Raw genomic sequence first — 25128 nt, forward strand, 5'->3', positions numbered from 1 at the left:
AAATTCAAATGAAAGATATAAGTAAGATAGTAGCTGACGTCGAATCAACGTTAGCACCATATTTTAAAGAAATTGAAGAAACAGCATATATTAATCAAGAAAAAGTATTAAATGCATTTCATCATGTCAAAGCAACCGAAAGTGATCTACAAGGATCAACAGGATACGGGTATGATGACTTTGGACGTGATCATTTAGAAGAAATATATGCGCAGGCATTTAAAGCAGAAGATGCAATTGTTCGTCCGCAAATTATTTCAGGTACGCATGCGATTACTATTGCATTACAAAGTTTATTAAAACATGGTGATGAATTAATTTATATAACGGGTAGTCCATATGACACTTTACTTGAAGTCATTGGCGTAAACGGAAATGGTATTGAAAGTTTAATGGAGCACGGCGTATCGTATAAAGATATTGCACTTAAAGAAGGTAAGATCGATATTGAAAGTGTGTTAGATGGGGTTTCTGAGCGCACCAAAGTAATAGCGATTCAACGTTCGAAAGGCTATGATCAAAGACCTTCAATTCCGCTAGATGAAATTGAAAAGGTAATTACTAGGTTGAAAAACGTGCATCCTAATATTTTAATATTTGTGGATAACTGTTATGGGGAATTTGTTGAAAGACGTGAACCTATAGAATGTGGTGCCGATTTAATAGCAGGATCATTAATTAAAAACCCTGGCGGTGGTTTAGCTAAGATTGGTGGATACATTGCTGGTAGAAAAGATTTAATTGAACGATGTGGTTATAGATTGACAGCACCTGGTATTGGTAAAGAAGCGGGTGCATCATTAAATGCATTGCTTGAAATGTATCAAGGTTTCTTTTTAGCACCACACGTTGTCAGTCAGAGTCTTAAAGGTGCATTGTTTACTAGTTTATTTTTAGAAAAAATGAATATGAACACAACGCCGAAGTACTACGAAAAACGAACTGATTTAATTCAAACAGTTAAATTTGAAACGAAAGAACAAATGATTTCATTTTGTCAAAGTATTCAACACGCATCCCCAATTAATGCACATTTTAGTCCAGAACCTAGTTATATGCCTGGTTACGAAGATGATGTTATTATGGCAGCTGGTACGTTTATTCAAGGTTCATCGATTGAATTATCTGCAGATGGACCTATTCGTCCTCCTTATGAAGCATATGTTCAAGGAGGATTAACATATGAACACGTTAAAATTGCTGTGACAAGAGCTGTTAATCAGTTGAAAGAACAAGGACTTATATAATAGATTAAATTTCACCCTAAATGATAATGTGTTTTGGGTGAAATTTTTTGCGGAGATTTATCAGATTATTTTTAAAAATTGAAAAAATATTTTAGCTGTAGATTGTTTTATGTCGTTTTAGAAGTCGAAATCGCAGTTATATCAATGTTTTAAGCTTTATGTTAGAAAACCTGACATATTTTTGAAATCCTAAAAAAATTATGATAAGTTATTAACAAGTTCAAAAGTAGAGGAGAGGAACAATGATATCGAATGATGCAATCAGACGAAATATGGCTGTCTTCTCTATGAGTGTAGTAAGTAAGTTAACGGATTTAACGCCAAGGCAAATACGTTACTATGAAACACATGAACTCATCAAACCTGAAAGAACAGAAGGTCAAAAACGTCTGTTCTCACTCAATGATTTGGAAAGATTACTAGAAATTAAATCATTATTAGAAAAAGGATTTAATATCAAAGGGATTAAACAAATCATTTATGACTCACAAGAGCATTTAACAACAGATGAACAAGAGATAAGAAAAAAGATGATTGTAGATGCCACGCAAAAGCCTATTGGAGAAACTTTGCCAATAAATCGTGGTGATTTATCCCGATTTATTAAATAAAATTTGGAGGATTTTAAAATGCCAAAACGTACTTTCACTAAAGACGACATTCGTAAATTTGCAGAAGAGGAAAATGTAAGATATTTAAGATTACAATTCACTGATATTTTAGGAACAATTAAAAATGTTGAAGTGCCTGTAAGCCAATTAGAAAAAGTACTTGATAACGAAATGATGTTTGACGGTTCTTCTATCGAAGGTTTCGTACGTATCGAAGAATCAGATATGTACTTACATCCAGATTTAGATACTTGGGTAATCTTCCCATGGACTGCTGGACAAGGTAAAGTTGCACGTTTAATTTGTGATGTATATAAAACAGATGGAACACCATTTGAAGGGGATCCTCGTGCAAACTTAAAACGTGTATTAAAAGAAATGGAAGATTTAGGCTTCACAGACTTTAACCTAGGGCCTGAACCAGAATTCTTCTTGTTTAAGTTGGATGAAAAAGGGGAACCAACTTTAGAACTTAATGATGATGGTGGATATTTCGATTTAGCACCTACAGATTTAGGTGAAAACTGTCGTCGTGATATTGTTTTAGAATTAGAGGATATGGGCTTCGATATTGAAGCTAGTCACCATGAAGTTGCCCCTGGTCAACATGAAATTGACTTTAAATATGCAGATGCTGTTACAGCATGTGATAATATCCAAACATTTAAATTGGTTGTTAAAACAATCGCACGTAAACATAATTTACACGCAACATTTATGCCTAAACCATTATTCGGTGTGAATGGTAGCGGTATGCACTTTAACGTTTCATTATTCAAAGGTAAAGAAAATGCATTCTTTGATCCAAATACTGAAATGGGCTTAACGGAAACTGCATATCAATTTACAGCAGGTGTGCTTAAAAATGCACGCGGATTTACTGCTGTATGTAACCCGTTAGTAAACTCATATAAACGTTTAGTACCTGGTTATGAAGCACCATGTTATATTGCATGGAGTGGTAAAAACCGTTCACCATTAATCCGTGTACCATCTTCAAGAGGATTATCTACTCGTATCGAAGTACGTTCAGTAGATCCAGCTGCAAACCCATACATGGCGTTAGCTGCAATCTTAGAAGCTGGACTAGATGGTATTAAAAATAAATTAAAAGTTCCAGAACCAGTTAACCAAAATATTTACGAAATGAACCGTGAAGAACGTGAAGCAGTAGGCATTCAAGACTTACCTTCAACACTTTATACTGCATTAAAAGCAATGCGTGAAAATGAAGTTATTAAAAAAGCTTTAGGAAATCATATCTATAATCAATTTATTAATTCAAAATCAATTGAATGGGATTACTACAGAACTCAAGTATCTGAATGGGAAAGAGATCAGTACATGAAGCAATATTAATACGCTAAACAATGATGGGAAATCAGTAATATCAAGGGCTAGAGCGTTTTGCTTTAGCTCTTTTTTGATTTAACTGGGCAACTTTTCGAGGTGTAAAATGCGTCTTTTGTTACGATTGGGCAACTTTTGGGAACCTTAATCAAAAAATATCACGTATATATTTCTCGAAATTTTCTTTTGCAGTATTATTCATTTTCTCAGTGACATGACTATAAATGTTGCTTGTTATGAATTCACTTTTATGACCTAATCGCTCCTGAATTACTTTCATGGGCACATTACTTTCTAGTAACAATGTTGCATGCGTATGTCTTAATTTATGTATACTTAGTTCATTGCCCTTTCCTAATATTTTACCTGTTACATATTTCATTGTATTGTGGGTGGTAGAACGTGGAAGTGGGTCTCCAAATTCATTACAAAACATAAAATCATAATCAGTATAATATAATTCACTATTTGCTATTTTGTTTGCATTTTGAAGTGTTCTCAACTTGAATAGTTCCTTTCCTAATTTGTCACTTATAAATATGATTCTATTTTCCTTATTTTTGGTAGTGCCAAATTTTTTTCTTTTTTGATCATACGACTTTGTAATTGATAATGTTTTAAGCTTTTTGTCATAATCATTCCAATTGAGTGCGTTTGCCTCACCGATTCGTATACCTGTTTCTATAAGTGTTCTAAATAAGAAATATTGATAAATATCCCGCTTTTTAACCATTTCTAAAAAAAGATTAATTTTATCGCTAGGTAAATATTTAGCTTTAACCTTTTCTTTTAAATTTTTATGTTGTAATGAAATACCATCACATGGATTAAAATAAATGATTCTATCATATTTAGCACGTTCCATTGCACGTTTCATCAAATGATGTGTTTTTGAGAGCGTTGATTTACTGTAGCCACGTTGAATTAAAGTGTTTATGAATTTTTGGTGCATCGATGGTGTAATATTTTTAATGTTTATATTAGGGTCATAGATGTCTAATAATCGTTTTTTTGAATATAATTCAATATTATAGGTGCTATCGTTAACCTTATCTTTTCGCCAAGTCTCTAAGTAATAGTCGAGCCATTTTTCAAGTGTATAATTCATGTTTTCCTTATAACCATTTTTAATATTTAACTCAACTTCTAAAGCTGCTTTTTTTGCTTCCGCTTTTGTTCTAAACCCAGATTTACTTATAATTTTTTTTGTTCCCAATGAATCTTTATATTGAACTTTATACCGCCATTTATTGCCTCTTTTTTCAAATGATGCCATATTGGTTACCTCCCTAAAATAAATGAAAGGGCAGGAATTCTGCCCAATTAAATTATTTGTCTAAGTGGTCGATTGCGTATTGTGCTTCTGAAGGTGTAAATCGTCCTCCGTATTCTGAAATTAATTGATCATAAATTTCTCTAGTAGACATATTCAAACTTTTGGCATATGATTTAGCACTTTCTAATGCGTTTTTATTATAGTCAGCTTTTAAATGATTTATTGCGTATTGCGCATCATCTTTTGGAAATTTGCCTCCATATTCCGAAATTAATTGATGATATATATCTTGTTTTGATAAATGTAAGTGTTCTGAATAAAACTCTGCTTGTTTTAAAGCTGATTTTTGGTCACGTGTCATACTATCATCTATGCTAGAACTAGAGCTTGTAGTTGAACTATCAGATGTTCCTTTTGTAATCGTGTCAAACGATTCTTGATATTTACCACTTGTTTGTTCTTTTGCTTTTTCGTGATTCTCTTCATCTTTATCAGTGATACTGTCAGATTTATCGCTTTCACTACTTGAATCTAAATTCGCTACATAAGGTTTAATCATCTGAACTTGTCCAATATAAGTTATACTAGCTAAAGCAATAACCGCTATAACTACAGTAATAATTGTCCTAACTAAAGACGGCCATTTGCTGAATTTCCACATTAAAAATAAGCCTAAAGGAAATAGGAATAAAAGTGATAAAACAATACACCACTCTTGTTTGTACCATGATGTTGATTCTTGTTGCATTTAAACGCCTCCTAAATAATTTCTTGATGAATACTTAACACATCGGTTTTGAACATATTGAGAAAATGTAAATCTGAGTACTTAACTTTATAGAAGTATATTGTTAGTAAGATGTCTGTTACAGGCACTTTAAAATAAGCGCTTAACTGAGGTATGGTTTTGCAGTCATGTAGATATATCGCTTGTTTAATTTGATTTAAGGGGATTAATAATTCAAAATCATGACAATGACAGTGATATAAAGACATGGGTTCTTTAATTTCACTCGTTGATGTAGATGATGATAAATTCTTATTAATATATAAATCATTACCTATAATCAGACATTCTAATTTATCCGGCATCTCAATATATTTAATCTTTATATCATCCATCAACTCCTTGTATTGATGCATAATTTCACTCCTTTATTAAATTTTGATTTATATTTCGGTTGTTATCATCTCCAATTAACAGAAGTTTAATTATGCATAATTTGATATATAAAAAAAGAAAGACGTAGTAATACTAATACAATGATTAGTAAAATGAGCGTCTTTCTTTATTTATCGCTATTTGAATTTGTATTTCTTTTACTTTTAATATATTCGATGAAGTTCACGATTTCTTTCATCTCTTCATCTGTGACATCATCTTTTATATGTGCTGCGATGATTTGTTCATTTTGATTTAAATGACGTTCCTCATCAGTAGGACGTTTAGGTGATACATCATAACCCAACAGCCAAGCTTCGCTAACATCTAGAACTTTAGATAAAACATAAAGTTTCTTTTGTCCAGGGCTAGTTTTACCATTTACATATTGGCTTAAATCGGTTTTGGTTATTTTAGCACCGTTATCACTTAGTAATTTAGATTTATTTATAATGTCTATTTGTTTCATTTGTTTATCTAACATTGCTTTCTTCAATCTAGAACTAAATGATTCTTTCATTTTAAGAAACCTCCAATGCAACTTATAGATAAATTATAGACAATTTTGAACAAAAGTTCAATAACTACATTCAAAAAATATGAACAAAAGTATTGCGTATTAATTTTTAATGTGATAAATTAAGTTCATAAAGTTCAAAAAAATTGAACTAAAAAGGAGGGGTATTTATGCGTTTTGATTATTCAAGTTTAAATGGGAAAATAGTTGAGAAATTTGGTAGCAGATATAGCTTTGCTCATGCAATGCAATTGTCGGAAAGGAGTATATCGTTAAAACTTAATAATAAAGTTGGTTGGAAAGACAGAGAAATATTTAAAGCTGTAAACTTGTTAGAAATTAAAGAGTCAGAGATTCCAATTTATTTTTTTAACACAGAAGTTCAATAGAATTGAATTATAAAGGAGTGAAAAACATGCTAAATATTCAACTGAATGAAGCAATGATTAACGATTTAGTACAAAAGAAAGTTGATGAAATCTTAAGTACCTACAAGAGGCAAGTTGCAACTGTAGATATTAAAGATTTAGTGGAGATTACTGGTTTAAGTAAAGCAACGCTAATACAAAAGATAGTCTATGAACCTGAAATTGTAGCAGTGACAAGACGAGTAGGCACTAGAGTGTTATACCTTTATCCGCAAGTATTAGAGGCTTATCAAACGCTAATCAATCGAATTGGAGGACATTAACCACATGAGTAATAGTCAATTATTCAAAAACGAAACAGAACGAGCTGATTGTATGAAAAAAATTCTAAATGATCAACTGAAAATAAAACTAGAGAACGAGAAAGTTATACAAATTAAGGATTTAAAAGGTGTGAGATGAAGAAAAATAAATTAATAGGAGGAATGATAAATGGTTTGGTTAATCGTAAGTATTTTAGCAATGATTCTTTCAATCGTGTCAATAGCAATAAATTTAAATAATAAAGAATCAAGGAGGAAATTCAAATGGAAGAACCACAAAATCGTTTGAACAAAATTTTAGAAGGTATCAATGGCATGCCCAAATATGAATGGGACAGAATTGTGCAAGAAGTTGAAAGAGTATACAGCCATATGACCGTCAAGGTGGAGCTTGACAGTCACAGCTGTGAAGTACTTAAGAAATCACTTAGTTAAAACTTGGATGAAACTTGGATGAATACGGTAGTGAACATTATCAATCTCAATATTGATGTAATCGTAATCAAACAGTGTATCGATTTTTTCTTTATACCAATGATTTACATCGTTATATGAGTTATCGATAATTACGTTTTCTGTATTAGACAAATTAACCCATTCACCAAGTAAACAAGCGTAAACGTTTTTCATATCTATCACCTCCTTCCATTAGGAGATATCTAAATTATACACGAAAGGAGCAAAAACAATTTGCAAGAATTACAAACATTTAATTTTGAAGAATTACCAGTAAGGACATTAGAAGTTGACGGCGAACCATATTTTATAGGAAAAGATGTTGCTGACATTTTAGGTTACACAAATTCAAGAAAAACTTTATCTGACCATGTAGATGAGGAAGATAAGCTGACGTCACGAATCGTTACGTCAGGTCAAAACAGAAATGTAACGATCATCAACGAATCTGGATTATACAGTTTAATCTTTTCTAGCAAATTAGAAAATGCGAAAAGGTTCAAACGTTGGGTAACTTCGGAAGTTTTACCATCACTAAGAAGAACAGGAACATACCAAACAAAACCATTAACTACATCGGAACAAATTCAATTAATAGCACAGGGCAACACAGAATTAGATGAACGTGTTACTAAAATCGAAGAAACATATCCAATTATGCATGGAGAAGCGAAACATATTCAAAGGTTAGTTGCTCAAAAAGTTGCGGAAATTGTGAGAAACAAATTTAACGGTTTCTACGACCAGGTATCAAGAAAGTTATTCGCTGAAATATATAAAAGTATTAAAAAAATTTTCGACGTACCGAGTTACAACTGTATACCTCGAGGACGATATCAAGAAGCGATTAGATTTGTAGAGAGATGGCAACCATCATATGAAACAACGTACCAATTAGAAATGAAATTAACAGAATAGGTAGGGGTCACAATGAGTGAAGAAATGGCAACTTATTAGTTTAACAAAATGTATCAACTAGGAATTATTCACGAAGTATTAAGGCAGGGAGGATGCGAATGTCTAACACATATAAAAGTTACATCATAGCAGTAATGTGTATAACAATTTTAGCAATTTGTTTAATGCCATTTTTGTACTTCACAACAGCATGGGTAATTGCTGCAAGTACTGGCATTGCAATATTCATTTTCTATGATGAGTATTTTTTTAGAGAATAAAAAAACTGACTGCTAACGACAATTAGCAATCAGAAATTAAAAAACAATTAACAAATAAAGTATATCAATTTTGGGGGAAGACAACAATGAAAAATGAATTTAAAAACATGAGCAGACAAGAATTAAGAGATTTATTGGCTGAAAAGAATGGAGAATTGTTTGAATTAGTGAATGAAATCAATAAAGAAACTGAATTTGACGCTTTACTTTTTTCAACTGTAGGGGTTAGTAATGGACATACTACATCATCGTCACATTGTGCGCTTGGGGATATTGCAGGTCTTGCTAATTTATTGAATAACGAAAATGATTACCACGATATCGCAAATGTTATCGAAATGTATAAATTAAAAAAATTTTTAGGTATAGATGACGACAAGGATGATGATAACAATGAAGAATGATGCTAATGAAAAGATGTTTGTTCTATATCAACAACTATTTGATGAGTTTAAGAAAACGAATGAAAACTGCTTGTTGGAAATCGAACAGACACCAACCTCACAGATTATTATTAATTTTTTACATTATCACGATAGTTATAAAACAAATAACAAGTTGTTACAGATATTAGAAGTATATCCAGAGTCACATGAACGGATGAAGAACTATATTATATCGGTAATGCGTGGGCAGATATTAGTTAAGAAAGGTGTTTAGTTTTATGAATGAATTACAAGCACGAGAACTAGAAACATTTGAACAAGATGACCGGTTTCAAGTCACAGATTTAAATAGCGCTAACTGGGTTTTTAAAAAGTTAGACGCAATTACAACAAAAGAGAATGAAATTAATGAACTGGCAAGCAGTGAAATCGAACGTATAAATTTATGGCGCGATAAAGAAATTGAGAAATTACAAAGTAATAAGGAATACCTTCAAAGTCTTGTGATTGAGTATTTCAGAATTGAAAAAGAGAAAGATAAAAAATTTAAGTTAAATACGCCATACGGCAAAGTAACCTCTCGAAAAGGGGCAAAAGTGATACAAGTTAGTAACGAAAACAAAGTTATTGAACAGCTTGAACAACGTGGACTGAATGACTATGTAAAATTGACAAAAAAACTTAGTCAATCAGAGATTAAGAAAGATTTCAATGTAACTGAAAATGGCACGTTGATTGATGTGAATGGCGAGATTTTAGAGGGCGTTAGAATTATCGAAAAACCAACATCTTACACAGTTAAGGTGGGAGAATAGATGGCTGGAAAAACTATTCAAGGCGTCGATATCTTAAGGCAACTAGGTGTGAAAGATATCAGCAAACAAAATGCTAATAAGTTTTATAAATTCGCTATTTACGGAAGATTCGGGACTGGTAAAACTACATTTTTAACCAAAGATAATAATGCTTTAGTACTAGATATAAACGAAGATGGGACAACGGTAACTGAAGATGGTGCAGTTGTACAAATCAAAAATTATGAGCATTTTAGGACAGTAATTCAATTATTACCAAAAGTTATAGAACAGCTTAGGGAAAATGGCAAACAAATCGATGTTGTAGTAATAGAGACTATTCAGAAGTTGAGAGATATTACGATTGAGAATGTTATGAAAGGTAAGATTAAAAAACCGACATTTAATGATTGGGGCGAGTGTGCTTCGCGAATTGTAAGTATTTATCGATATATTTCTAAATTACAAGAGGAGTACCAATTTCATCTTGCTATAAGCGGGCATGAGGGCATCAATAAAGATAAAGATGATGAGGGTAGCACTATCAATCCAACAATCACTATAGAGGCACAAGATCAAATTAGAAAAGCAATTATTAGCCAATCTGACGTGTTAGCAAGAATGACAATTGAAGAGAATGAACAAGACGGCGAAAAATCTTATCAATATGTACTTAACGCAGAACCATCAGATTTATTTGAGACTAAGATAAGACATGCTAGCAATATAACAATTTCAAGTAAAAAATTCGTTAATCCTAGTATTAATGATGTAGTTCAAGCAATCAGAAATGGAAACTAGAAATTAACTAAAGGCGGTAAAAAATCATGAAAATTAGAGGTAGAGCACTATACATTCAAGAAACTAATCAAGAGGCATTCATGAAAGGCGGGGAGTTTTTAGGCGCTGGAGAATTCACAGTGAAAGTTGCAAATGTCGAGTTTAACGACAGAGAAAACAGATACTTCACAATTATTTTTGAAAACAACGAAGGTAAACAATACAAACACAACCAATTTGTCCCACCATTCCAACAAGATTTTCAAGAAAAACAATATATCGAGTTACTTAGTAGATTAGGAATTAAATTGAACTTACCTGATTTAACTTTTGACACTAATCAATTAATTAACAAAATCGGTACTATTGTACTTAAAAATAAGTTTAACGAGGAACAAGGTAAATACTTTGTAAGACTTTCATATGTAAAAGTTTGGAATAAGGGCGATGAAGTAGTTAATAAACCAGAACCTAAAACTGATGAGATGAAACAAATAGAACAGCAAGCAAATGGGAAACAGACGCCAATGAGCCAGCAAAGTAACTTGTTTGCTAATGCACCTATAGAAATAAATGACAATGATTTACCGTTCTAGGACGTGGTTTAAATGGCTGGCTGGATAAAAATACATCGTAAAATTATAGACCATTGGATTTGGACGGATTCTAAGAGACTAAAATGGTGGATGGATTTATTACTATTAACCAATCATTCAGATAAAAAGGTAATGTTAGGTGGGAAATTAGTTGTTTTAAAGCGTGGTTCTTTTCATACATCAGAATTAAAATTATCTGAACGATGGAACGTATCTAGAAACACAGTTAGAAATTATTTGAATGCGTTAGAAAAAGACACCATGATAACCACTAAAAAGACAAAAAACGGAACAACTATAATAGTGCATAACTACGGTATTTATCAAGATAATGATGATTATAAAAAACAAAAGACTGAACAACTAAGTGAACAACAGTGTGAACAACAGAGTGAACAAAAGAAAGACAACAGACTGAACAGAACAATGAACAAGACTAAAGAATTAAAGAATATAAAGAATGATAAGAATGTGAAGAATATGAAGAAGGAGAAGAAGAATTATAAAGTCTTCGACTTCTTTCAAGAAAATGGATTTGGATTTATCACTCAGTATATTCTTGAAGACATAAATTATTATCTAGATGCTTTTTGTCAAGATTCGGATGAAATTTTGATTGCTGCACTGAAGATAGCTAAAGACAGAAATAAAGTTAATTGGGGTTACGCTAAAAGTATTTTAAATTCTTGGTTACAAATGAATTTAAGCAACTACGATCAAATTAAAGCTTATGAAGCTCAATATAAAGCCACGAAAAAAATGCAGAATAAGCAAAAAGAAAATTATAAGTCTAAAGAAAAAACGCCAAGTTGGTTAACCAATCAAAATCAAAATACAGCTGTCGAAGTTGATGAAGAATTTGAAAAAGACAGGGCTGAATTTTTAAAAAAATTAAATGCTCATTGGGGTGATTAGGTGTTAAGACAAAATAATATTTGTGACGATGCATCAACAAATCGACAATATACGCTTAGAAAAAATAAAAGTCTGATTAAACAATTTTTCGACAGCAAACAATATTTATACCAAGCAGATAGAAAAGTTGCTCATGTTCATGTAGTGAATGACATATATCTTATTCACGGTCATCACAAAACGATGTTTAAAGGCGTGAAAAAGAAATTCAATAACAAATTAGAATTTGCTAGCTACATTGAAAGTAACGAATTGTATTTCGAAAAGGCAAAACAACTCAGTTTGTTTTAAGGAGGAGCAAGAAGATGAAAAAATTTAATGTTCAAATCACATATACTGGCATGATTGAAGAGACTATCGAGGCTGAAAGTTTAGACGAAGCAGAAAATGAGGCGCATGATTTTGCGAGAATGGAAGTGCCATTTGATTGTGATGAATATGAAATTAATGTAGAGGAGGAATATGAATAATGAAAACATATCCAGCATTAGCATTTGAACATAAAGACGAATCAGGCGTATACATTGGTGAATTTGAAGGGTGGTGCCAAGATTTAGATGAGGCAATACTATTTGCAAATAAAGACGGAAGTAAACCGGATAAAAAGAAAGCTAAAGAAATCTTTTTGAGGGAAGAAAAAAATTTGAGTGATATCTTAAAGGAACGTTACGGAGAAGATGCAATTCAAAATTACAGACCAAGTGAATGGTTTAAAACATGTAATTTAGTAGATGTTGAAATTAGTGAAGAAAAATTTAAGGAGTTGCTTAATAATGACTAATTCATTAACTATTGATGAATTAATTGGAAAAGTAGAACAATGGAGTGTTGACCGTAATATAAATCATGCAAGTCCCTTAAAGCAGTTTGATAAGTTGGTCGAAGAACATGGAGAACTAGTACGAGGATTAAATAAACAAGATATGCAATTAATTAAAGATAGTATAGGTGACATGTTTGTTGTATTAATAATCATGATGCAACAAATTAAAGGCAATATTAAATTAGCGTTAAGCCTATCTGATTTCGGTGAAGGTGAGGTTAATACTTTAAATTATATTAAATCACTATTTTACTTAGGTGAAAAACTAGAAGATTTTATGTCTGATAATAATAATGGCAATTTGTTTAGTGAAATTCAAACATTGATTACAAACATTACCTATTTACTTAAAGAAACGGCATATAAAAATAGTTCCGATTTAAGAACATGTTTAGCACTTGCCTATGATGAAATCAAAAACAGGAAAGGCGAAATGATTGATGGTAAATTCGTAAAAGACTCAGATTTAAATTGCGATTAAAATGCTACTAAGATTTGATGAGGTGTTGCAAAAATGAAGTCAATAGAGTTTGCAAGTAACGTGCAAGTGATATAACCCCGAAATATAAGCAGAATTTAAGTGAAATGCAAGTAACATGCAAGTGAAAGAGGTGTCGAGTAAGTGGCACAATACTTAATCACAACATTCAAAGATTCTACAGGACGTAAACATACACACATAACTAGAGCTAAGAGCAATCAAAGATTTAATGAGGTGTTGCAAAAGTGAAATCAATAGCAACCATAGAAGCGGAACAGTATTTATATGATTCACTGATCATAGACAAAATGGGAATGTGTGGATGTCATGAGGTAGTCATTGGGCGTAAGCCTCTCACACATGGGCGTGAAATCGTGGACTTTTTAACCTATGATACTAGAAATATTTTTAGGGCATATGAAATTAAAGTATCAAAAGCAGATTTAAAGAGTTCAGCTAAATTGTCTTTTGTAGGTCATTATAATTACTTAGTTTTACCGAGAAACCTATATGAAGAAGTAAAATACACAGATTTGAGTTCAATTCTTAAACAAGAAAATGTAGGCATTGTCATTATAGGTGAGGGCATTATACGTAAATCTGGTAGAAAAACATTAACAATGGGAGATAACGTTATGCTCATGGATAGTTTGAACTGCGCGTTAAATAGAGAGAATGTAAAGATTAGAAGAGGAAAGAGGTTATCATGAATGATTTTATTAAACTTAACATTTATGATTTTGACAATAATTTTATTTTATACATGCAAATATATCGTTAATAAATATATCAGAATGATTGCAATTCTATTATTTACTGTTTGTTTAAGTCTCGCAATCACATTAGGATTTGGATTTAATTTTATCGAGTATATATTAACAATATTTTTAATAATTATATTTATTGAATTAATAGAACTCGATATTTATTTAAAACGTAATTAGCCATTAGACTTTTTATTAATGCTTACATCGAGGAGATACATCATGAAAGACTTGCTAATTGAATATAGGAAAACGAGACTTTGCGTACTCAATAAAATAAAATCACTTGAATATAAAGTAGATGAAGAGGATAAATTAAGTAATTACAAAGATATATTAAAAGACATTGATTATACAATTGAATGGTTAAAATGTGGACACGAACCAGGCAATTATAACGCAATAGATAGAAGTCAATGCTATTTAGTAGATAATGATGTGATCAATAAGGCTTTTAGCGAATCAATGTATAAAAAGAATTCAGATATTGAATACAATGATATAATTAATAATGTTAATAATAAAGTGAGCTACGCACTGATGAAGTTAACACCTAAAGAACTAGAGTGTTTTATTATGGTCAAATGTGAGGGGCTTACTTATAAAGAATCTGCTAGTTTATTAAATTTGAAAATAGGTAGTGTGCAAAACTATATTAAAAGAGCTGAAATTAAAATAAAAAATGAACTTGAAACAAATTTATTTATATAGTGATTTTTTGTCTTATGTTTGATACATATGTAGAAGATTAATTAATCTTTGTTTTGGTCTCCTCCAATTTTTATTGCCTATCTGAGCTATGTCTTAGATAGGCTTTTTAAATTTAATTTTAAAGCAATTAGCGTAAGGGTGTGTGATAATAGTTGGCTAGAATAGAACTTTATGAAAAGTTGGATATAGTAAATAAATTAGGTTTAGTAGAAGGTTGGAAGCGCGATGGTTTAACAGATGAGCAAATTGCTAGAAATTTAGGTGTTTCCAAACATACTTTAATTAAATGGAAAAAGAATATACCAGACTTTCTAGACGCCATAAAAAAGGGCAAAGAGGTATCAGATTATGAATTAGAGAATGCACTTCATAAAAGAGCGGTTGGCTATTATTACGAAGAAGAAACAGTTACTAATAAAGGTGAAGTAGTAAAAATCAAGAAATATGAACATGCTAATCCTACATCACTAATATTCGCTCTCAAAAATAGATTACCCCATAAATATAGAGATAAGGTTGAACAAGAAATTACAAATCGCAATATCGAAATAAACATAGGTGACTACGTTGACGACGATTAAGATTAATATTAAGGAACCAAATAAGATATTTAATAAAAATATATTTGAAATTATCAATGATTACTCACATTTTACTGAAGTTCATTATGGTGGTGGATCCAGTGGTAAGTCACATGGAGTTGTACAAAAAGTAGTATTAAAAGCATTAAAAAAATGGAAATATCCTAGGAAAGTATTATGGCTTAGAAAAGTACAAGCAACTATTACTGATAGCTTATTTGAAGATGTGAGAAGTTGTTTGATTTCCTTCAAAATATGGGACTTATGCAAATGGAATAAAACCGATAATAAAGTAGTGCTACCAAATGGCGCTACTTTTTTATTTAAAGGTTTAGATAATCCTGAGAAAATAAAGTCCATTAAAGCTGTTTCAGATATTGTGATGGAAGAAGCATCTGAATTTACATTAGATGATTATACACAATTAACATTACGTTTAAGGGAACGTAAACATGAGAGTAAACAAATATTTTTGATGTTTAACCCTGTTTCTAAATTAAATTGGGTTTATAAATACTTTTTTGCAAATGGTGTACAAATGGATGGGGTCTTGATTAGGCAATCAAGTTATAAGGATAATAAATTTTTGGACAAAATGACTAAGAATAATCTAGAAGAATTAGCGAACAGAAATCCAGCCTATTACAAAATATATGCGTTAGGAGAGTTCGCTACATTAGATAAATTAGTTTTTCCAAAATATGAAAAACGAATCATTAATACTGATGAAATTAGGCACTTACCATCTTATTTTGGTTTAGATTTTGGGTACATTAATGATCCTAGTGCATTGATACATTTGAAAATTGATATTGAAAATAAGAAGCTCTATATTATTTCAGAATATGTGAAAAAAGGAATGTTGAACGATGAAATAGCTAAACTTATTAAAAATTTAGGATTTAGTAAAGAAGTGATAAGTGCTGATTCAGCTGAACAAAAAAGTATAGCTGAGATTAGAAAGCATGGTATAGGAAGAATTAAACCTGCAATCAAAGGTAAAGATAGCATTATGGCCGGAATTCAATTTATTAGTCAATTTGAAATTATAGTTGATGAACGATGTTTTAAAACTATTGAAGAATTAGATAACTATACATGGAAAAAAGATAAAAATACCGGCGAATACTATAACGAACCTGTAGATACATATAATCATTGCATAGATGCGCTTCGCTATTCTGTATGTAATTTAATTTTTAAAGATAAGAAAACTGAAAATAAAATAGATGATTTAACAAGGATTAGAAACATGTTCTAAGGAAGTGAACTGATGACGATTTACACCCAAGAAATTAACAACACAAAGTTCTCTAAAACAGCAAATAATGATTTTTTAATCAGTAATGTAGAACAGTTATTAAAAGAAGAAGTATTACTTAGTTTGATAAGTAAGCATAAAACTGAACAAGTACCAAGATTAGAAATGTTAGAAGATTATTATTTGAATAGGAATACAGATATTTTAACTGATAACCGAAGAATAAATGATTATAGTGATAAAGCTGACCATAGAGCAGTACATAATTATGCTAAGTATGTCACACGCTTTATAGTCGGTTATTTAACTGGTAATCCTATAACAATTACACATAAAGACGAAATCACAAATGAAAAATTAGTTGACCTTAATAAAATCAATGATGCAGATGCTACAAATAGTGATTTAGCTTTTAATCTATCTATTTATGGTCGAGCGTATGAAATTGTTTATAGAGATACTGATGATAAAGATACATTCAAATTATTAGATAGTAAAAGTACATTTGTTGTATATGACACTTCACTAGATAAAAATATGATAGCAGGTGTTAGATACTTTAATGTTAAAGATTTTGACAATACACCAATACAGAAAATTGAAATATATACAACAAATAAAATTTATTACATCGAAGTAAGAGGCGGTTCTTTCAATTCTATCGATGAAATACCTCATTACTATAATGATGTGCCAATCATTGAATATTTAAACGATCAATTTAAACAAGGTGACTTTGAAAATGTCATTTCTTTAATTGATTTGTATGATCAAGCACAATCAGATACTGCTAATTATATGACCGATTTAAATGATGCCATGTTAGCTATCGTTGGAAATATTGAAATAGATGGTGATGAAGCTAAGAAGTTTCGACAAGCTAATATGGTTCATGTCAAACCAAGTATCAATGTCAATGGTTCAGAAGGTAATGCAGATGTTAAGTACATTTATAAACAATATGATGTTAATGGCTCAGAAGCATATAAAACTAGATTACAAAAAGATATTCACAAATATACGAATACGCCTGATTTAAGCGATGAGAATTTCAGTGGAGTTCAATCTGGTGAATCAATGAAATATAAATTGTTTGGTTTAGAACAAGTTAGAGCTATTAAAGAACGTTTGTTTAAAAAAGGTTTAATGAAAAGATATAAACTATTATTCCATATTCTTAATTTAACTGGTGTACATAAGTATGATTATTCAACCATTGATATTACTTTTACTCCTAATTTACCTAAGTCTTTAAATGAATCAATTGAAGCTTTTAATTCATTAAATGGTGGAGTATCTGAACAAACCAGATTGAAATTGTTACCAATTATTGATAATCCACTTGAAGAAATCAAGAAAATGGAAGATGAACAAAATAAGGTAAAAAAAATTAGTGATAATTCATCATTTAAGGCACCATTTAGCCACGAAAATGAAATGACTGATATAAATGTCAGATAATTTAAAATATTGGCTAGAACGTGCTAAAAACGTCATGGACGCTGAATCTTTAGTTGATGCACAAGCAATAATTGAAATTGAACGTATCATTCTATTGATGTATGCTGAAATTACAAAAGAATTATTAGCCTTTTATGCAAAATATGCCAAAGATACTGGACTGAGTATTCAAGAAGTTAAGAAAATGGCTGATTCATTTGATGTACTAGCATTTAGTAACAAAGCGAAACAATTTGTTGAGCGTAAAGATTTCAGTGAAGAGGCGAATCAATCGCTCAAACAATACAACTTAACGATGAAAATCTCTAGAGAAAAACTGTTAAAGCAGCAGCTAGATTTGATTGTGAAAGATACTAGTTTAAACCTTCAAAATAAAATTGAGGATAAGCTAAGTGACGCAGTTAATAGAGAAGTAAAGAGACAAGCACATATTCTAGGTGAACATGTTCAAATTGATGACACTGAAGTGAAAGCAGTTGTTAATAGTAATTTCAAAGGTGCTAAATGGTCTACTAGATTATGGAATGATATGGAACTTGTTCAAAAGGAAGTTGAGAGGGTAACAAGTCATGTCGTTATTCGAGGTCGACATCCTAATGAATTTGTTTCTGAGTTTAAAAAGCAAACCAATTCTACTTCTTATAACGCCAGTAGATTGTTAGTAACCGAATCAGCACGTGTACAAACAGAATCACAAAAGATAGCTTATCTTAAAGATTTAGGTGAAGATGGCGAATATAAATATGTTGCCAAAATAGATAGTAAAACATCTAAATTATGTCATTCACTCAACGGAAAAATATTTAAAGTTAAAGATATGATACCAGGTGTGAATGCGCCACCTATGCATCCTTGGTGCAGAAGTACCACAGTGCCATATGTCGGCAATTGGCGAGACAAGTTCTTTAAAGAGCGTGAAGGTAAATATCAAGTAGAAGATGACACAACTAAAGATGAATTACAACAAGCTAAAGTATTAGGAAAGAAAATATATATTACTGATCAAGCAATTGATAAAGTCAGATATGTTGATATTCCAACACATACCAAAGAAGAAAATCAATTTATACAAGAACAACATAAAGCCTTGCTTAAAGATGCCAAAGAAAATAATGATAGCAATGAAGTAGCTTATTTATTAAAAGATGGTAAAGTTACAAAAGTATATGGTGATCAAGATAGTGTATCCTTTGTACCAGGGGAAAAAGCAACCGAATTATTATTTAACAGTAAACCGAATTCAATTGTTATGTTACATAACCATCCTGGGCAGTCTAGTTTTTCTCTTACAGACTTGTATTTATTTATATTTAATAATTCTATTAAAACACTGACAATTGTTACAAATAAAGGTCAAACAAAGTACTTAACTAAGACAAAAGAATATTGCAAATCAACTTGTATTGATTGTATTAAAAAATATAATAAAAATAAGAATATAAAAAAATTCAATCATAAGGATATTGATATGATTCTAAAGAGATTATATAATAGTGGTAACATAATATATAAAGTTAGGTGATTAAAATGTATTTTGCACAGTTAGATGGTGAAATAACTAATAAACAGTCACAAGAATTATTGGATAAAGAATACAAGAAAGCAATAGAATTAGAAAATAAGAATAAAGAACAAAAATTAGAAAAATAGCATCCTTTCTACACAGATAAAGAGAAAGTGGTGCTATTTTTATACACTTTTTTAACCTTCCAATGTGAAGGTTATTTTTTATTGTCCAAAACGTGCTGATGACATTTTAAAAGCAAGTATGGAATATCAGTCGACAGACTATAAACGGAGGTATGTCTCATGGAGAAAAATGAAAGTAATATTACTGACGTAACTCAGAACGAAGAGCAACTAGACAACAGTGATGAACAATCACAACAGAATGAGAAAACATTTTCTCAAGAAGAAGTATCACAATTGATTAAAGAGCGTATAGCTAGAGAACGCAAAAAATCAGATGAACGTATTAAAGATGCGGTTCAAGAAGCTGAGAAGTTAGCTAAAATGAAGTAGCTTATTTATTAAAAGGTGCTAAAGTTACAAAAGTATATGGCGATCAAGATAGTGTATCTTTTGTGCCAGGGTAACAAGCAACCGAATTATTATTTAACAGTAAACCGAATTCAATTGTTATGTTACATAACCATCCTGGACAATCAGGATTTTCATTGAATGGTTTAAAGATGTTTATTGGAAATAAATCTATCCAAACAACGACTATTGTTACTAACTATAGTGTAGTAAAACATATAAGTAAAACTTCATTATATAATCAGTCTCAAGTTTATAAAATTATGAAAGATATAAAACAATCTATAACTATGAGAAATAATGAAGCGATAGTTGATAATATTCTAAAGCAACTTTATAATAAAACATATATAAAACGAAAGGACAAATAGGAGTAATACATTATGTCAATTCAACAATTAGATGGTTACATTTCTATAGAAGATTTTTTTAAGCATATGGATGAATTATCGAAGAAAGAAGAATTAGAAAAAGAAATTAATCAATCAAAGTCTAAATATCAATAGCATCCTTTCTACACAGATAAAGAGAAGGTGGTGCTATTTTTATACGCTTTTTTAACTATTTACTGAAAATGCAGAATCACAAAAGTTAACATATTTAAAAGAACTTGGTGAAGATGGCGAATATAAATATGTTGCCAAAATAGATAGTAAAACATCTAAATTATGTCATTCACTCAACGGAAAAATATTTAAAGTTAAAGATATGATACCAGGTGTGAATGCGCCACCTATGCATCCTTAGTGTAGAAGTACCACAGTGCCACATGTTGGCAGTTGGCGAGACAAGTTCTTTAAAGAGCGTGAAGGTAAATATCAGGTAGAAGTAAAAGAAGCTAAATTACAAGAAAAAGCTAAAAACCAGATGAAAGAAATGATTGAAAGTTGTAAAATGAAAATAGAAATAAATTGTGAAAAACAAAATGGACATATGTTAGGTCATCATCTATATAATGAAAATAAAAAAAGAGCCATTTTAAATAATAAGAAATTGCCTAGCTATACAATACTTTCTATAGATTTATTGAATGAATTGTTAAGAGAAAAAATGTCAACAGGCAATCTAATATTAAGTGATGAGCTATTTGATATGAAAGAGATTATTAATTTTAATCAAATTATTGGAAAAGTACATATCGATAATGTGTATATTGAAACCAGAAAAGGAAAAGTGCATTATTCGAAGACAGGTGCTCATATAGTACCTTATATTGATAAGTAGGTGAAAAGTATTGAGAATTGAAGATGCATATCGTAAAGATGTTATTATCACGCTTTTGAATAATGAAGAATACGAAGGGTTTGTAACTGACTATGAAAATGAATTTGAGAGTGAAACAGGAAATCTTGTTGTAGATATACAGACTGATTTTGCTGTTTATTCGTTTGATGAAACTGAGATAAAAAGTATTAGATTATTAAAATAATTTCTAAATAGCATCCTTTCTACACAGATAAAGATAAAGTGATGCCATTTTTTGCGCTTTTATAACAACTAAGGATACAAGACACATACCTTCAACAAAATCTTCATCTAAACCTATCGATTTCCTAAGTTCAATTTTAAACACAAAGTTTATTTGTAAAGATGCACACCTATAAAAATCTTAATCATCGAAATGTCACAAACATCTCCATATTAAAAACTTAAATAGTGCATTCCATTTAAACTAAACATCGATATTCCTACCAAAATAGATTTAGTAATTCAAATGATATTACATCACTTTCATAAAATAACTACAACCATCATAATACTTTTCAAATCTCGTCAAATTAAAGTAAATACAGCACAAATTAACATTTTTAAATATATAAAATAAAACAAGATACTCAATAATCTGTAGTATCTTGTTTTGGAATGATGTAATTTTATAACATCAACGGCTTCAAATGAGTAGTTTCATATATAAATCAATAAACACAACTACTCAACTGAACTGGCTTAATTAATAAATGATTTGCCAGACGAAATATAACAGCATTATTAGATTAATTCTAATAGTTTATTTAAATTTTCTTCGGTTGTCGCCCAGCTGGTTGCGAATCTAACAACACGATGTTGATCATCGTATTTTTCCCAAACAGCAAATTTAACTTTTTGTTCTAACTCTGCTATTTTCTCGTTACTTAAAATAAAAAATTGTTGATTGGTTGGAGAATCAAAGTAAAGACGATAGCCTTTATTTATAAACCCGTCTTTCATCTTATTTGCCATTTCGATAGCATGTCTGCTTATATTAAAATATAAATTATCCGTAAATAATTCTAAAAATTGTATGCCTGTTAACCGTCCTTTTGCTAAAAGTGCACCGTGATGTTTGATTCGAGTGGTAAATTGTTTCGGTTCATTATTCTTCGTAAAAACAATTGCTTCTCCGCATAATGCACCTATCTTCGTACCACCTATATAAAATACATCACAATATTTAGCGATGTCTTTAATAGTCATATCTGATTGATCACTCATCAATCCATACCCTAATCGTGCACCATCCATAAATAATGGAAGCTGATATTGCTTACATACTTTGCATAACTCTTCCAATTCTGATTTAGAGTATAATGTGCCATATTCTGTAGGATGAGAAATATATACCATTCCTGGGAATACCATATGGTCCTTTTTAAAATCACTTTTAAATGTCTCCATGTAAGTTTCAACATCTGAAGCACTAACTTTTCCTTCCTTAGAGGGTATAGTAATTACTTTATGTCCACTATATTCAATTGCACCGCCCTCATGCACAGCAACATGACCAGTGTCTGCTGAAATAACCCCTTCGTAACTTTCTAACATTGAATTAATAACAACCTGATTGGTTTGCGTTCCACCTACTAAAAAACGGATAGTAGCATTTGGACAATCAATTGTATCTTTAATCTTTTCAATTGCCTGAGCTGTGAATTGATCAAAGCCATATCCCGAAGCTTGTACAAGATTTGTATCTACTAATCGTTTTAATACTTTTTCATGAGCACCTTCTAAATAATCATTTTCAAATGAGATCACTACATTTCCCCCTAAAACTAATATCAGCATTTTAATAAGATAAACTAATTTCAAAACTAGTTCGATATTTAAAATGTATTGTGAATTGTTAAAGTTTGTATCGCATTATCGCGAAGTTGAATAAATATATTATACATCAAACAATACATTAAGAAAATTAATTAATTTTTAATCATAGCGACTTTTCATGCTGGAACACATATATTAATGATTGAATTTTACTGTTAAAAGTTCTATGATTTAGGAAATAGAGAAAAGAGGGGATTTAAATGGAACAAATTAAACTTAAAACTTTTACAGCTGAGACTTTAGAGTTATTAGAAAAAAACATTAATGCTTTTTTAAGTTCTGAAGAAGCTACAAATTTAAAATTAGTAAATATTACTATTAAAGAAATAGAAGAAAGAACATTCCCAAATAATGAAGAAGAATTCAATGCAATTTTAACTTTATCTGTGAATAAATAATATGATGTGAAAGGTGCAAAATGTTTTTTGTGCCTTTCTTTATAGGAGAAAAGACTATGCGATATACATTTTCAAATGATTTAGGAACACTTTTTACCATTATTTTAGCCATTGGATTCATCATTAATTTAGTATTGGCTTTTATTATTATCTTTTTAGAAAGAAATAGACGTACAGCGAGTTCAACTTGGGCATGGCTATTTGTACTTTTTGTCTTACCATTGATTGGTTTTATTCTTTACTTGTTTTTTGGTAGAACCGTTTCGGCACGTAAATTGAATAAAAACAATGGTAACGTGTTAACGGATTTCGATGGACTTTTAAAACAACAAATAGAAAGCTTTGATAAAGGTAATTATGGTACTGATAACAAACAAGTTCAAAAACATCATGATTTAGTACGTATGCTTTTGATGGATCAAGATGGTTTTTTAACTGAAAATAATAAAGTTGATCATTTCATTGATGGAAATGATTTATATGATCAAGTTTTACAAGATATTAAAAATGCTAAAGAATACATCCATTTAGAGTATTATACATTCGCTCTAGATGGCTTGGGCCAAAGAATTTTAAAAGCGTTAGAAGAGAAATTGAAACAAGGTCTAGAAGTGAAAATTTTATATGATGACGTTGGTTCAAAGAAAGTTAAGATGGCTAATTTTGATCATTTTAAATCGTTAGGTGGAGAAGTTGAAGCATTTTTTGCTTCTAAATTACCGTTATTGAATTTCAGAATGAATAACAGAAATCATAGAAAAATCATCGTAATCGATGGTCAACTAGGTTATGTCGGAGGATTTAACATTGGTGATGAATATCTAGGATTAGGTAAACTAGGGTATTGGAGAGATACGCATTTACGTATACAAGGGGATGCGGTTGATGCACTGCAGTTGCGATTTATTTTAGACTGGAATTCGCAAGCGCACCGTCCACAGTTTGAATATGATGTTAAGTATTTCCCTAAAAAGAACGGACCATTGGGCAATTCACCAATTCAAATAGCTGCAAGTGGTCCGGCTAGTGACTGGCATCAAATTGAATATGGTTATACAAAAATGATTATGAGCGCTAAGAAGTCGGTATATTTGCAATCGCCTTATTTCATTCCGGATAACTCATATATAAATGCCATTAAAATTGCAGCTAAATCAGGGGTAGATGTTCATCTAATGATTCCATGTAAGCCAGATCATCCTTTAGTTTATTGGGCGACATATTCAAATGCTTCAGATTTACTATCTAGTGGCGTAAAAATTTACACGTATGAAAATGGATTTATACATTCTAAAATGTGTTTAATAGATGATGAAATGGTTTCAGTCGGAACTGCTAATATGGACTTTAGAAGTTTTGAATTGAATTTCGAAGTCAATGCTTTTGTATATGATGAAAAGCTTGCTAAAGATTTAAGGGTGGCTTATGAACATGATATTACAAAATCAAAACAACTAACCAAAGAATCATATGCCAATAGACCGCTGTCTGTTAAGTTTAAAGAATCGTTAGCTAAATTAGTTTCGCCAATTTTATAATTTATTTGTAAGGAGTCTCGATTATAG

Annotated in this window: 38 protein-coding genes and 2 pseudogenes; 34 read left to right on the top strand and 6 right to left on the bottom strand. The window is 30.7% G+C overall.

Annotated elements, in window-relative coordinates:
- Nucleotides 1-8 precede the first annotated feature (8 nt).
- From JQN76_RS10155 to glnA, 3 genes are all read left to right on the top strand, one after another.
- Nucleotides 9-1247, top strand: coding sequence for a methionine gamma-lyase family protein (locus JQN76_RS10155; RefSeq protein ID WP_000652047.1), 1239 nt, complete (start codon nt 9-11; stop codon nt 1245-1247).
- A gap of 242 nt (nt 1248-1489) precedes the next feature.
- Complete coding sequence (locus tag JQN76_RS10160; RefSeq protein WP_000624945.1) at nt 1490-1858, top strand: MerR family transcriptional regulator; 369 nt, start codon at nt 1490-1492, stop codon at nt 1856-1858.
- Nucleotides 1859-1876: 18 nt separating this feature from the next.
- Complete coding sequence (gene glnA / locus JQN76_RS10165) at nt 1877-3217, top strand: type I glutamate--ammonia ligase (protein WP_001126603.1); 1341 nt, start codon at nt 1877-1879, stop codon at nt 3215-3217.
- Between the two features lie 139 nt (nt 3218-3356).
- Here glnA and JQN76_RS10170 read toward each other — a convergent pair whose 3' ends face one another.
- From JQN76_RS10170 to JQN76_RS10185, 4 genes are all read right to left on the bottom strand, one after another.
- Nucleotides 3357-4484 carry a site-specific integrase gene (locus JQN76_RS10170; RefSeq protein WP_001836882.1) on the bottom strand — a complete coding sequence of 376 codons (1128 nt, stop codon included), beginning with the start codon at nt 4482-4484 and terminating at the stop codon, nt 3357-3359.
- Nucleotides 4485-4536: 52 nt separating this feature from the next.
- Nucleotides 4537-5232: an Ltp family lipoprotein gene (locus JQN76_RS10175; RefSeq protein ID WP_001183750.1), complete on the bottom strand. Its 696-nt coding sequence runs from the start codon at nt 5230-5232 to the stop codon at nt 4537-4539.
- A gap of 11 nt (nt 5233-5243) precedes the next feature.
- The gene (locus JQN76_RS10180; RefSeq protein WP_000554410.1) at nt 5244-5627 is read right to left on the bottom strand and encodes a hypothetical protein; all 384 of its coding nucleotides are present in this window, start codon (nt 5625-5627) and stop codon (nt 5244-5246) included.
- A gap of 146 nt (nt 5628-5773) precedes the next feature.
- A complete protein-coding gene (locus JQN76_RS10185) occupies nt 5774-6166 on the bottom strand; it encodes a helix-turn-helix domain-containing protein (RefSeq protein WP_000664917.1) in 393 nt (130 codons plus the stop codon).
- Between the two features lie 167 nt (nt 6167-6333).
- Between JQN76_RS10185 and JQN76_RS10190 the strand changes: the two genes are divergently transcribed.
- The 3 genes from JQN76_RS10190 (at nt 6334) to JQN76_RS10200 (ending at nt 7289) form a co-directional block, all read left to right on the top strand.
- A complete protein-coding gene (locus JQN76_RS10190; protein WP_001209962.1) occupies nt 6334-6552 on the top strand; it encodes a DUF739 family protein in 219 nt (72 codons plus the stop codon).
- 26 nt (nt 6553-6578) lie between these two features.
- On the top strand, nt 6579-6854 hold the full coding sequence (locus tag JQN76_RS10195; RefSeq protein WP_000932238.1) for a hypothetical protein: 276 nt from the start codon (nt 6579-6581) through the stop codon (nt 6852-6854).
- A 264-nt stretch (nt 6855-7118) separates the two neighbouring features.
- Nucleotides 7119-7289, top strand: coding sequence for a hypothetical protein (locus JQN76_RS10200; RefSeq protein WP_000392387.1), 171 nt, complete (start codon nt 7119-7121; stop codon nt 7287-7289).
- Here the strand turns inward: JQN76_RS10200 and JQN76_RS10205 are convergent.
- On the bottom strand, nt 7278-7484 hold the full coding sequence (locus tag JQN76_RS10205; protein WP_000800341.1) for a hypothetical protein: 207 nt from the start codon (nt 7482-7484) through the stop codon (nt 7278-7280). The genes JQN76_RS10200 and JQN76_RS10205 overlap by 12 nt on opposite strands.
- Before the next feature lie 60 nt (nt 7485-7544).
- Here JQN76_RS10205 and JQN76_RS10210 point away from each other — a divergent pair, with 60 nt between their 5' ends.
- The 26 genes and pseudogenes from JQN76_RS10210 to JQN76_RS10325 all read left to right on the top strand — a co-directional run bounded on the left by JQN76_RS10210 (nt 7545) and on the right by JQN76_RS10325 (nt 21510).
- Entirely contained in the window at nt 7545-8228 is a 684-nt protein-coding gene (locus tag JQN76_RS10210; protein ID WP_001157025.1) for a phage repressor protein, read from the top strand.
- Nucleotides 8229-8326: 98 nt separating this feature from the next.
- Nucleotides 8327-8488: a DUF1270 family protein gene (locus JQN76_RS10215; RefSeq protein WP_000072840.1), complete on the top strand. Its 162-nt coding sequence runs from the start codon at nt 8327-8329 to the stop codon at nt 8486-8488.
- Nucleotides 8489-8574: 86 nt separating this feature from the next.
- Nucleotides 8575-8892 carry a DUF2482 family protein gene (locus JQN76_RS10220; RefSeq protein ID WP_000786993.1) on the top strand — a complete coding sequence of 106 codons (318 nt, stop codon included), beginning with the start codon at nt 8575-8577 and terminating at the stop codon, nt 8890-8892.
- The gene (locus tag JQN76_RS10225) at nt 8882-9148 is read left to right on the top strand and encodes a hypothetical protein (protein WP_000786634.1); all 267 of its coding nucleotides are present in this window, start codon (nt 8882-8884) and stop codon (nt 9146-9148) included. Before JQN76_RS10220 ends, JQN76_RS10225 begins: the two co-directional genes overlap by 11 nt.
- 4 nt (nt 9149-9152) lie before the next feature.
- The gene (locus tag JQN76_RS10230) at nt 9153-9689 is read left to right on the top strand and encodes a host-nuclease inhibitor Gam family protein (RefSeq protein ID WP_001004327.1); all 537 of its coding nucleotides are present in this window, start codon (nt 9153-9155) and stop codon (nt 9687-9689) included.
- Nucleotides 9690-10469: an ATP-binding protein gene (locus JQN76_RS10235; protein ID WP_000907597.1), complete on the top strand. Its 780-nt coding sequence runs from the start codon at nt 9690-9692 to the stop codon at nt 10467-10469.
- 26 nt (nt 10470-10495) lie between these two features.
- The gene (locus tag JQN76_RS10240; protein ID WP_000702007.1) at nt 10496-11044 is read left to right on the top strand and encodes a hypothetical protein; all 549 of its coding nucleotides are present in this window, start codon (nt 10496-10498) and stop codon (nt 11042-11044) included.
- 12 nt (nt 11045-11056) lie between these two features.
- Entirely contained in the window at nt 11057-11959 is a 903-nt protein-coding gene (locus tag JQN76_RS10245; RefSeq protein WP_000929466.1) for a DnaD domain protein, read from the top strand.
- Nucleotides 11960-12250: an SAV1978 family virulence-associated passenger protein gene (locus JQN76_RS10250; protein ID WP_000946005.1), complete on the top strand. Its 291-nt coding sequence runs from the start codon at nt 11960-11962 to the stop codon at nt 12248-12250.
- Between the two features lie 14 nt (nt 12251-12264).
- On the top strand, nt 12265-12429 hold the full coding sequence (locus JQN76_RS10255; RefSeq protein WP_000714410.1) for a hypothetical protein: 165 nt from the start codon (nt 12265-12267) through the stop codon (nt 12427-12429).
- On the top strand, nt 12429-12740 hold the full coding sequence (locus JQN76_RS10260) for a hypothetical protein (RefSeq protein WP_000860979.1): 312 nt from the start codon (nt 12429-12431) through the stop codon (nt 12738-12740). Before JQN76_RS10255 ends, JQN76_RS10260 begins: the two co-directional genes overlap by 1 nt.
- A complete protein-coding gene (locus JQN76_RS10265; protein WP_000185176.1) occupies nt 12733-13263 on the top strand; it encodes a MazG-like family protein in 531 nt (176 codons plus the stop codon). Before JQN76_RS10260 ends, JQN76_RS10265 begins: the two co-directional genes overlap by 8 nt.
- A gap of 141 nt (nt 13264-13404) precedes the next feature.
- A pseudogene (locus JQN76_RS10270) lies at nt 13405-13500 on the top strand (DUF1381 domain-containing protein); the annotation flags it as partial.
- 8 nt (nt 13501-13508) lie between these two features.
- On the top strand, nt 13509-13973 hold the full coding sequence (locus JQN76_RS10275; protein WP_000835355.1) for a hypothetical protein: 465 nt from the start codon (nt 13509-13511) through the stop codon (nt 13971-13973).
- Between the two features lie 276 nt (nt 13974-14249).
- A complete protein-coding gene (locus JQN76_RS10280) occupies nt 14250-14738 on the top strand; it encodes a sigma factor-like helix-turn-helix DNA-binding protein (RefSeq protein WP_000653930.1) in 489 nt (162 codons plus the stop codon).
- 152 nt (nt 14739-14890) lie between these two features.
- A complete protein-coding gene (locus tag JQN76_RS10285) occupies nt 14891-15319 on the top strand; it encodes a helix-turn-helix domain-containing protein (protein WP_000090969.1) in 429 nt (142 codons plus the stop codon).
- Nucleotides 15306-16580: a PBSX family phage terminase large subunit gene (locus JQN76_RS10290; protein ID WP_000207537.1), complete on the top strand. Its 1275-nt coding sequence runs from the start codon at nt 15306-15308 to the stop codon at nt 16578-16580. Before JQN76_RS10285 ends, JQN76_RS10290 begins: the two co-directional genes overlap by 14 nt.
- Nucleotides 16581-16592: 12 nt before the next feature.
- On the top strand, nt 16593-18041 hold the full coding sequence (locus tag JQN76_RS10295; protein ID WP_000158568.1) for a phage portal protein: 1449 nt from the start codon (nt 16593-16595) through the stop codon (nt 18039-18041).
- Nucleotides 18031-19563, top strand: a complete 1533-nt coding sequence (locus JQN76_RS10300) for a phage head morphogenesis protein (RefSeq protein WP_001836893.1) — start codon at nt 18031-18033, stop codon at nt 19561-19563. Before JQN76_RS10295 ends, JQN76_RS10300 begins: the two co-directional genes overlap by 11 nt.
- 5 nt (nt 19564-19568) lie before the next feature.
- Nucleotides 19569-19691 carry a hypothetical protein gene (locus tag JQN76_RS14260; RefSeq protein ID WP_000273438.1) on the top strand — a complete coding sequence of 41 codons (123 nt, stop codon included), beginning with the start codon at nt 19569-19571 and terminating at the stop codon, nt 19689-19691.
- A gap of 64 nt (nt 19692-19755) precedes the next feature.
- A complete protein-coding gene (locus JQN76_RS10305) occupies nt 19756-19884 on the top strand; it encodes a hypothetical protein (RefSeq protein ID WP_031835011.1) in 129 nt (42 codons plus the stop codon).
- Nucleotides 19851-20063 carry a hypothetical protein gene (locus JQN76_RS10310; protein WP_001566611.1) on the top strand — a complete coding sequence of 71 codons (213 nt, stop codon included), beginning with the start codon at nt 19851-19853 and terminating at the stop codon, nt 20061-20063. Before JQN76_RS10305 ends, JQN76_RS10310 begins: the two co-directional genes overlap by 34 nt.
- Before the next feature lie 119 nt (nt 20064-20182).
- A complete protein-coding gene (locus tag JQN76_RS10315; protein WP_001641468.1) occupies nt 20183-20452 on the top strand; it encodes a hypothetical protein in 270 nt (89 codons plus the stop codon).
- Between the two features lie 12 nt (nt 20453-20464).
- A complete protein-coding gene (locus tag JQN76_RS14265; protein WP_000027399.1) occupies nt 20465-20587 on the top strand; it encodes a hypothetical protein in 123 nt (40 codons plus the stop codon).
- Nucleotides 20588-20657: 70 nt separating this feature from the next.
- Nucleotides 20658-21305: pseudogene (locus JQN76_RS10320) on the top strand (minor capsid protein); the annotation flags it as partial.
- A gap of 10 nt (nt 21306-21315) precedes the next feature.
- The gene (locus tag JQN76_RS10325; RefSeq protein ID WP_001217295.1) at nt 21316-21510 is read left to right on the top strand and encodes a hypothetical protein; all 195 of its coding nucleotides are present in this window, start codon (nt 21316-21318) and stop codon (nt 21508-21510) included.
- A 560-nt stretch (nt 21511-22070) separates the two neighbouring features.
- Here JQN76_RS10325 and JQN76_RS10330 read toward each other — a convergent pair.
- Nucleotides 22071-23096, bottom strand: a complete 1026-nt coding sequence (locus JQN76_RS10330) for a threonine aldolase family protein (protein ID WP_000622698.1) — start codon at nt 23094-23096, stop codon at nt 22071-22073.
- A 269-nt stretch (nt 23097-23365) separates the two neighbouring features.
- On the opposite strand from JQN76_RS10330, the gene JQN76_RS10335 reads away from it, so the two are divergent.
- Both JQN76_RS10335 and cls read left to right on the top strand, forming a co-directional pair.
- A complete protein-coding gene (locus JQN76_RS10335; RefSeq protein ID WP_000435068.1) occupies nt 23366-23563 on the top strand; it encodes a hypothetical protein in 198 nt (65 codons plus the stop codon).
- 56 nt (nt 23564-23619) lie between these two features.
- On the top strand, nt 23620-25101 hold the full coding sequence (cls, locus tag JQN76_RS10340) for a cardiolipin synthase (protein ID WP_001270821.1): 1482 nt from the start codon (nt 23620-23622) through the stop codon (nt 25099-25101).
- Nucleotides 25102-25128: the final 27 nt, after the last annotated feature.

Source organism: Staphylococcus sp. SM3655, from assembly GCF_016917315.1.
In the GTDB taxonomy this organism is placed as follows: Bacteria; Bacillota; Bacilli; order Staphylococcales; family Staphylococcaceae; genus Staphylococcus; species Staphylococcus aureus.

Excerpts from the sequence above, each read along its gene's own strand:
- JQN76_RS10190 (WP_001209962.1), top strand. The coding sequence starts at position 6,334 with ATGCGTTTTGATTATTCAAGTTTAAATGGGAAAATAGTTGAGAAATTT.
- JQN76_RS10200 (WP_000392387.1), top strand. The coding sequence starts at position 7,119 with ATGGAAGAACCACAAAATCGTTTGAACAAAATTTTAGAAGGTATCAAT.
- JQN76_RS10295 (WP_000158568.1), top strand. The coding sequence starts at position 16,593 with ATGACGATTTACACCCAAGAAATTAACAACACAAAGTTCTCTAAAACA.
- JQN76_RS10245 (WP_000929466.1), top strand. The coding sequence starts at position 11,057 with ATGGCTGGCTGGATAAAAATACATCGTAAAATTATAGACCATTGGATT.
- cls (WP_001270821.1), top strand. The coding sequence starts at position 23,620 with ATGCGATATACATTTTCAAATGATTTAGGAACACTTTTTACCATTATT.
- JQN76_RS10230 (WP_001004327.1), top strand. The coding sequence starts at position 9,153 with ATGAATGAATTACAAGCACGAGAACTAGAAACATTTGAACAAGATGAC.
- JQN76_RS10235 (WP_000907597.1), top strand. The coding sequence starts at position 9,690 with ATGGCTGGAAAAACTATTCAAGGCGTCGATATCTTAAGGCAACTAGGT.
- JQN76_RS10240 (WP_000702007.1), top strand. The coding sequence starts at position 10,496 with ATGAAAATTAGAGGTAGAGCACTATACATTCAAGAAACTAATCAAGAG.
- JQN76_RS14260 (WP_000273438.1), top strand. The coding sequence starts at position 19,569 with ATGTATTTTGCACAGTTAGATGGTGAAATAACTAATAAACAGTCACAA.
- JQN76_RS10155 (WP_000652047.1), top strand. The coding sequence starts at position 9 with ATGAAAGATATAAGTAAGATAGTAGCTGACGTCGAATCAACGTTAGCA.
- JQN76_RS10185 (WP_000664917.1), bottom strand. The coding sequence starts at position 6,166 with ATGAAAGAATCATTTAGTTCTAGATTGAAGAAAGCAATGTTAGATAAA.
- JQN76_RS10255 (WP_000714410.1), top strand. The coding sequence starts at position 12,265 with ATGAAAAAATTTAATGTTCAAATCACATATACTGGCATGATTGAAGAG.
- JQN76_RS10310 (WP_001566611.1), top strand. The coding sequence starts at position 19,851 with ATGGAGAAAAATGAAAGTAATATTACTGACGTAACTCAGAACGAAGAG.
- JQN76_RS10175 (WP_001183750.1), bottom strand. The coding sequence starts at position 5,232 with ATGCAACAAGAATCAACATCATGGTACAAACAAGAGTGGTGTATTGTT.
- JQN76_RS10260 (WP_000860979.1), top strand. The coding sequence starts at position 12,429 with ATGAAAACATATCCAGCATTAGCATTTGAACATAAAGACGAATCAGGC.
- JQN76_RS14265 (WP_000027399.1), top strand. The coding sequence starts at position 20,465 with ATGTCAATTCAACAATTAGATGGTTACATTTCTATAGAAGATTTTTTT.
- JQN76_RS10300 (WP_001836893.1), top strand. The coding sequence starts at position 18,031 with ATGTCAGATAATTTAAAATATTGGCTAGAACGTGCTAAAAACGTCATG.
- JQN76_RS10225 (WP_000786634.1), top strand. The coding sequence starts at position 8,882 with ATGAAGAATGATGCTAATGAAAAGATGTTTGTTCTATATCAACAACTA.
- JQN76_RS10315 (WP_001641468.1), top strand. The coding sequence starts at position 20,183 with ATGTTACATAACCATCCTGGACAATCAGGATTTTCATTGAATGGTTTA.
- glnA (WP_001126603.1), top strand. The coding sequence starts at position 1,877 with ATGCCAAAACGTACTTTCACTAAAGACGACATTCGTAAATTTGCAGAA.
- JQN76_RS10335 (WP_000435068.1), top strand. The coding sequence starts at position 23,366 with ATGGAACAAATTAAACTTAAAACTTTTACAGCTGAGACTTTAGAGTTA.
- JQN76_RS10265 (WP_000185176.1), top strand. The coding sequence starts at position 12,733 with ATGACTAATTCATTAACTATTGATGAATTAATTGGAAAAGTAGAACAA.
- JQN76_RS10220 (WP_000786993.1), top strand. The coding sequence starts at position 8,575 with ATGAAAAATGAATTTAAAAACATGAGCAGACAAGAATTAAGAGATTTA.
- JQN76_RS10170 (WP_001836882.1), bottom strand. The coding sequence starts at position 4,484 with ATGGCATCATTTGAAAAAAGAGGCAATAAATGGCGGTATAAAGTTCAA.
- JQN76_RS10205 (WP_000800341.1), bottom strand. The coding sequence starts at position 7,484 with ATGAAAAACGTTTACGCTTGTTTACTTGGTGAATGGGTTAATTTGTCT.
- JQN76_RS10180 (WP_000554410.1), bottom strand. The coding sequence starts at position 5,627 with ATGCATCAATACAAGGAGTTGATGGATGATATAAAGATTAAATATATT.
- JQN76_RS10160 (WP_000624945.1), top strand. The coding sequence starts at position 1,490 with ATGATATCGAATGATGCAATCAGACGAAATATGGCTGTCTTCTCTATG.
- JQN76_RS10215 (WP_000072840.1), top strand. The coding sequence starts at position 8,327 with ATGTCTAACACATATAAAAGTTACATCATAGCAGTAATGTGTATAACA.
- JQN76_RS10280 (WP_000653930.1), top strand. The coding sequence starts at position 14,250 with ATGAAAGACTTGCTAATTGAATATAGGAAAACGAGACTTTGCGTACTC.
- JQN76_RS10195 (WP_000932238.1), top strand. The coding sequence starts at position 6,579 with ATGCTAAATATTCAACTGAATGAAGCAATGATTAACGATTTAGTACAA.